Annotated in this window: 1 protein-coding gene; it reads right to left on the reverse strand. The window is 73.1% G+C overall.

Annotated features, from left to right (window positions below; all coding sequences use genetic code 11):
* The coding region (locus ACWCYO_RS39915) for a type I polyketide synthase (protein ID WP_449786967.1) at nt 1-6,442 on the reverse strand (6,442 nt) is incomplete at its 3' end.
* Nucleotides 6,443-6,474 lie beyond the last annotated feature (32 nt).

A 6,474-nucleotide genomic window follows, 5' to 3' on the forward strand; every position in this document is an offset into this window, starting at 1 on the left:
CCACACCACTCAACCGCTCACCCACCAGCGCCCGCTGCGACACCTCCCCCGCCGCACACTCCACGACCTCGGCACCCGCCGCGACCAACGCGCCCACCACATCGGCACACCCGTCCACCGACACCACCAACCACCGCCCCGACAGCACAGCCGGAACCCGGCCGGCGAGCGGCGCCCAAGTGACGCGGTACAGCAGTTCGTTCAGCTTGGACGCGCCCGCGGCGCCGCCCAGCCACGCGGGCAGCTCGGCCCGCTCGGCCGGCGTCGGCCAGTACCGCTCACGCTGGAAGGCGTAGGTCGGCAGGTCGGCTGCGGAGGCGGCGGTCGTTCCGAGGAGCGCCGACAGGTCGACCGGGACACCGGTGGCGTGCGCCCGTCCGAGCGCGTCGAACAGGCTCCGCGGCTCGGGCCGGCCCCTGCGCAGCAGCGGAATCGTCACGGTCTCGGGCTTCGCTCCGGTCTCGGGGCCGACGAGGATGCCCTGCACCATCGCGGAGAGCACGCCGTCGGGGCCGAGCTCGACGAAGCGGGTCGCACCCAGTTCAGCTGCGGTGCGCACGCCGTCGTGGAACAGCACGGCCTGGCGGACGTGCCGCACCCAGTAGTCGGGGCTGGTCAGCTCCTCGACGGTGGCGAGTGCGCCGGTCACGTTGGAGACGACCGGGATCCTCGGCTCAGCCGCCGCCAGAGCGCTGACGACCGTACCGAACTCGGCCAGCATCGGCTCCATCAGCGGCGAGTGGAAGGCGTGACTCACCGACAGGCGCTTGGCCCGGTGGCCGGCCGCCAGTGCCGCCTGCTCGATCTCCCCGATCGCCCCGGCCTCACCCGAAAGCACCACCGACTGCGGACCGTTGACCGCAGCGACATCCACCCGGCCGGCGAACCCGGCGAGCAGCTCCCCCGCCTCCTCGACCGGCACCCCGACGGCGAGCATCGCGCCGCCCGCAGGCAGTGCCTGCATCAGGCGACCACGCGCCGCCACCAGCGCAGCGGCGTCCTCCAGCGAGAACACCCCCGCCACATGCGCGGCCGCCACTTCACCGATCGAGTGGCCGAGCAGGAGGTCCGGGCTCACACCCCACGACTCAAGGAGGCGGAACAGCGCCACCTCCAGCGCGAACAGCCCCGCCTGCGCCCACACCGTCCGATTCAGCAACTCGGCATCGTCACCGAAGACCACGTCGCGGACCGAACCGTCCAGATGCCCGTCCAGCTCCGCACACACCGCGTCGAACGCGCCCGCGAACACCGGAAACGCCCCGTACAACTCCCGGCCCATCCCCAACCGCTGGGAACCCTGCCCCGTGAACAGGAACACCGTCCTCGTGCTCTCCCGGGCGAGCAGGATCTCCCCCGCACCGCCCGCCAGAGCCTCCAACGCGCCGAGGAGCTCCGCGCGGTCCGCAGCGGTCAGCACGGCGCGGCGGGCGAAGGCCGTACGGGCCACCGCGAGCTCGCGCCCGACCGCGACCAGGTCCGCGTCCGGGCGGGAGGCGAGGTACTCGCCCAGCCGCTCGGCCTGGGCGCGCAGCGCCTCCTCCGACTTGGCCGACAGCGGCCACACCACCGGGGTGGTGGACGGCAGCGCGACCGGGGCCATCTCGGCCTCCGTCGGGGCCTGTTCGAGCACGAGGTGCGCGTTGGTGCCGCTCATGCCGAACGAGGACACGGCGGCTCGCCGCGGCCGGCCCCACTCCGGCCACTCCCGGCGTTCCGTCAGCAGCGCAACGCCGCCGGAGGTCCAGTCGACGTGCGGAGTCGGCTCGTCCAGGTTCAGCGACCTCGGCAGCACGCCGTTTCGCATCGCCATGACCGTCTTGATGACGCCCGCCACGCCGGCCGCGGCCTGGGTGTGCCCGATGTTGGACTTGATCGAACCGAGCCACAGCGGACGGTCCTCGGGGCGCTCCCGGCCGTAGGTGGCGAGCAGCGCCTGCGCCTCGATCGGGTCGCCGAGGGCCGTGCCCGTGCCGTGCGCCTCCACGGCGTCGACGTCGGCGCCGGTCAGACCCGCGTTGGCGAGGGCCTGGCGGATCACCCGCTGCTGGGACGGGCCGTTGGGCGCCGTCAGACCGTTCGACGCGCCGTCCTGGTTGACGGCCGAGCCACGGATCACGGCCAGCACCCGGTGCCCGTTGCGCCGCGCGTCCGACAGCCGCTCCACGAGCAGCATGCCCGCGCCCTCCGACCAGCCCGTGCCGTCGGCCGCGGCGGCGAACGGCTTGCAGCGGCCGTCCGGGGCCAGCCCGCGCTGCCGGGAGAACTCGATGAAGGACACCGGGGTGGACATGACGGTCACCCCGCCGGCCAGCGCGAGCGAGCACTCACCGCGCCGCAGTGCCTCGGCGGCCAGGTGCAGCGCGACCAGCGACGAGGAACAGGCGGTGTCCACCGTCAGCGCCGGTCCTTCGAGGCCCAGCGTGTACGCGATCCGGCCGGAGGCGACGCTCCCGGCACCACCCGTGCCGAGGTACCCCTCCAGGTTCTCCGCGGACGCCGAGACGAGCGCCGTGTAGTCCTGGCCGTTGGTGCCGACGAACACGCCGGTACCGCTGCCGCGGACCGACTCGGGCGTCACCCCGGCCCGCTCGAAGGCCTCCCAGCTCGTTTCGAGCAGGAGCCGCTGCTGCGGGTCCATGGCCAGCGCCTCGCGCGGCGAGATCCCGAAGAAGCCGGCGTCGAACTCGGCCGCGTCGTGCAGGAATCCACCGCCCCGGGTGTAGGTCGTGCCGATCCGGTCGGCGTCGGGGTCGTGGAGGGCGTCGAGGTTCCATCCCCGGTCGGCCGGGAACGGCGTGATGGCGTCGACCTCGCCCTCGACCAGCCGCCACAGCTCCTCCGGGGAGTTCGCCCCGCCCGGGAAGCGACAGGCCATGCCGATGATCGCGATCGGTTCGTCGCTGCCGACCGTGCGGTGTGCGACCTGCGTCCGGTCGTCTCCCCCGAGCAGTTCGGCCCGCAGGTGCCGGACCAGTGCGGCGGGGGTGGGGTGGTCGAAGACCAGGGTCGTGGGCAGGCTCAGCCCGGTCGCCCGGTTCAGCCGGTTGCGGAACTCGACGGCCGTCATGGAGTCGAAGCCGAGGTCACGGAAGGCGCGTTCGGCGTCCTCGGTCTCCTGCGCGTCGTGCCCGAGCACGGCGACGACGGTCTCCCGGACCAGGTCGAGCAGGGCGCGACCAGCGTCCTCGGCCGAGTCGAAGCCGTGCGTCGAGGCCGGAGCGGCGGCGTTCTCCTCCGGGACGGCCTGCTGGTGCGACGGCGTCCGGTGCGGCTCGGTCGGGACGGCGTCGGGCCAGTAGCGCTGACGCTGGAAGGCGTACGTGGGCAGGTCGACTCGGCGCGCGCCCGAACCCCCGTACACGGCTTGCCAGTCGGGGACGGTGCCCCAGCAGTGCAGGGCGCCCAGGGCCGCGGCGACGGCCTGGTCCTCGGGGCGGTCGCGGCGCAGGAGGGAGGTGAAGGCGTGGGTGGCGGTGTCGGTGAGGCAGTCCTGGGCGAGGGCGGTCAGGACGCCGTCCGGGCCCAGCTCGACGAAGCGGGTCGCACCCAACTGGGAGGCGGTGCGCACACCGTCGTGGAATAGCACGGCCTGGCGGACGTGTCGCACCCAGTAGTCGGGGCTGGTCAGCTCCTCGGCGGTGGCGAGTGCGCCGGTCACGTTGGAGACGACCGGGATCCGGGGCTCGTCCGCCTTGAGAGCGCGGACGACCGTGCCGAACTCCGCGAGCATCGGCTCCATCAGCGGCGAGTGGAAGGCGTGGCTGACGGAAAGGCGCTTGACCCGGTGGCCGGCCGCCCTTGCCTTCTGCTCGACCTTCTCGATCGCCCCAGCGTCGCCCGAAAGCACCACCGAACGCGGACCGTTGACCGCCGCGACATCGACCAGCCCCTCACAGCCCGCGAGGAGCTCCACAGCGGTCTGCTGATCGACCGCCACCGCGAGCATCGCGCCCCCGGCGGGCAGTGCCTGCATCAACCGACCACGCGCCGCCACCAGCGCAGCGGCGTCCTCCAGCGAGAACACCCCCGCCACATGCGCGGCCGCCACTTCACCGATCGAGTGGCCGAGCAGGAGGTCCGGGCTCACACCCCACGACTCAAGGAGGCGGAACAGCGCCACCTCCAGCGCGAACAGCCCAGCCTGCGCCCACACGGTCCGGTTCAGCAGCTCGGCGTCGTCGCCGAACACCACTTCCCGGACCGAACCGTCCAGGTGCCTGTCCAGCTCCGCACACACGGCATCGAAGGCGCTGGCATACGCCGGGAAGGCCTCGTACAACTCCCGGCCCATTCCTGGCTTCTGGGAACCCTGACCGGTGAACAGGAACGCCGTCTTGCCGCCGACAGCAGCGGCATCCACCAACTCCTTGGCCTGGCGACCCTCCGCCAGGGCCTCAAGCCCCCGCAACAGCCCCTCACGGTCCGCCGCCACCACCGCCGCACGGCGGGCGAGCGGGGACCGGGTGGTCGCGAGCGAGCGGGCCACCTCGGCCACGGTCAGGGAGCCGTCCGCACAGACGTGGACGGCCAGTCGCGCGGCCTGGTCCCGGAGCGCGGCATCGTTGCGCGCGGAGAGCACGGAGACCGGCGGAACCGCCGCCGAGCTCGCCGGAGCAGCCGACTCGGCACTCTGCGGGGCCTGTTCGAGGATGACGTGGGCGTTGGTCCCGCTGATGCCGAAGGAGGACACACCCGCCCGACGCGGACGCCCCGTCTCCGGCCACTCCCGGTCCTCGATCAGCAGCGAGACCTCGCCCGCCGACCAGTCCACGTGCGGCGACGGCGCGTCCACGTGGAGGGTCCGAGGCAGCACACCGTGCCGCATCGCCTGCACCATCTTGATCACACCCGCCACACCGGCGGCCGCCTGGGTGTGCCCCAGGTTGGACTTCACCGACCCCAGCCACAGCGGACGGTCCGCGGAACGCCCCTGCCCGTACGTGGCGAGCAGCGCCTGCGCCTCGATCGGGTCACCCAGGGTGGTGCCGGTCCCGTGCGCCTCCACCGCGTCGACCTCGTCGGCCGCCAGCCGCGACTTCTGGAGCGCCATGGTGATGACCCGCTGCTGGGAGGGGCCGTTGGGCGCGGTCATCCCGTTCGAGGCGCCGTCCTGGTTGACCGCGGAGCCACGGATCACGGCCAGCACCTGGTGGCCGTTGCGCCGCGCGTCCGAGAGCCGCTCCAGCAGCACCAGTCCGATTCCCTCGGACCAGGAGGTGCCGTCGGCGCCGGCGGCGAACGGCTTGCAGCGGCCGTCGGCGGCGAGACCGCGCTGACGGGAGAACTCGATGAAGGTGTTCGGGCTGGACATCACGGTCACGCCGCCGGCGAGCGCCAGCGAGCATTCGCCCTCGCGCAGCGCCTGGCTCGCCAGGTGCATCGCGACGAGCGACGAGGAGCAGGCGGTGTCGATCGTCACGGCCGGTCCTTCGAGGCCGAGGCTGTAGGCGATCCGGCCCGAGGCGATGCTGCCCGCGCTGCCGTTGCCGGCGTAGCCCTCCAGGCCCTCCTGGTCCTGCACCAGGTTGACGTAGTCGTGGTACATCACGCCCGTGAAGACGCCGGTCTGGCTGCCCCGGACCGAGGCCGGTGCGATCCCGGCCCGCTCGAAGGTCTCCCACGCGGACTCCAGGAGGAGCCGCTGCTGCGGGTCCATGGCGAGGGCCTCACGCGGCGAGATCCCGAAGAAGACCGGATCGAAGTCGGCTGCTCCGTCGAGGAATCCGCCCTCACGGACGTACGAGGTTCCCTGGCGCTCGGGGTCCGGGTCGAACAGTGCGTCCAGGTCCCAGCCGCGGTCGTCGGGGAAGGCGCTGATCGCGTCTCCGCCGTTCGCCACGAGGTCCCAGAGGTCCTCGGGGTTGCGGACCCCGCCGGGGAAGCGGCAGCTCATGCCGACGATGGCGATCGGCTCGTCGATCGGCGCGGCCGTGGTCGCGCCCGCCGTCGGGAGTGCGGTCCGGCCTTCGAGCAGTCGGGTCCGGAGGTAGCCGGCGAGGGCCGACGGGCTGGGCTGGTCGAAGGCGAGGGTCGCGGGCAGGCGCAGTCCGGTGGCGGCACCGAGCCGGTTGCGCAGCTCGACGGCGGTGAGGGAGTCGAAGCCGAGGTCCTTGAACACCTGGGTGGGGTCGAGCGGTTCGTTCGCCGCCAGACCGAGCACGGTCGCCACCTCGGTGGCCACCAGGTCGAGCAGCACCCGCTCCTGCTGGGCCTCGGGCAGGTTGGCGAGGCTCCGGGCGAGTCGGTCGCCGTCGGTCGAGCCGGTCCCGGCCGGCGCAGCCGTGTTCCTCCGGACCGGGGCCGTCACCAGGGCGCGCAGGACGGGCGGCAGTTCGCCCGCGGTGCGCAGCGCGGCGCGGTCCAGGCGCATCGGGTACAGCACGGGGTGGTCGTGGGTGAGGCCGGCATCGAAGAGCGCGAGACCCTCCCGCGTGGACAACGGCAGCATCCCGCCACGCGAGATCCGCCCCA

It is taken from the genome of Kitasatospora sp. NPDC001683, assembly GCF_053596495.1.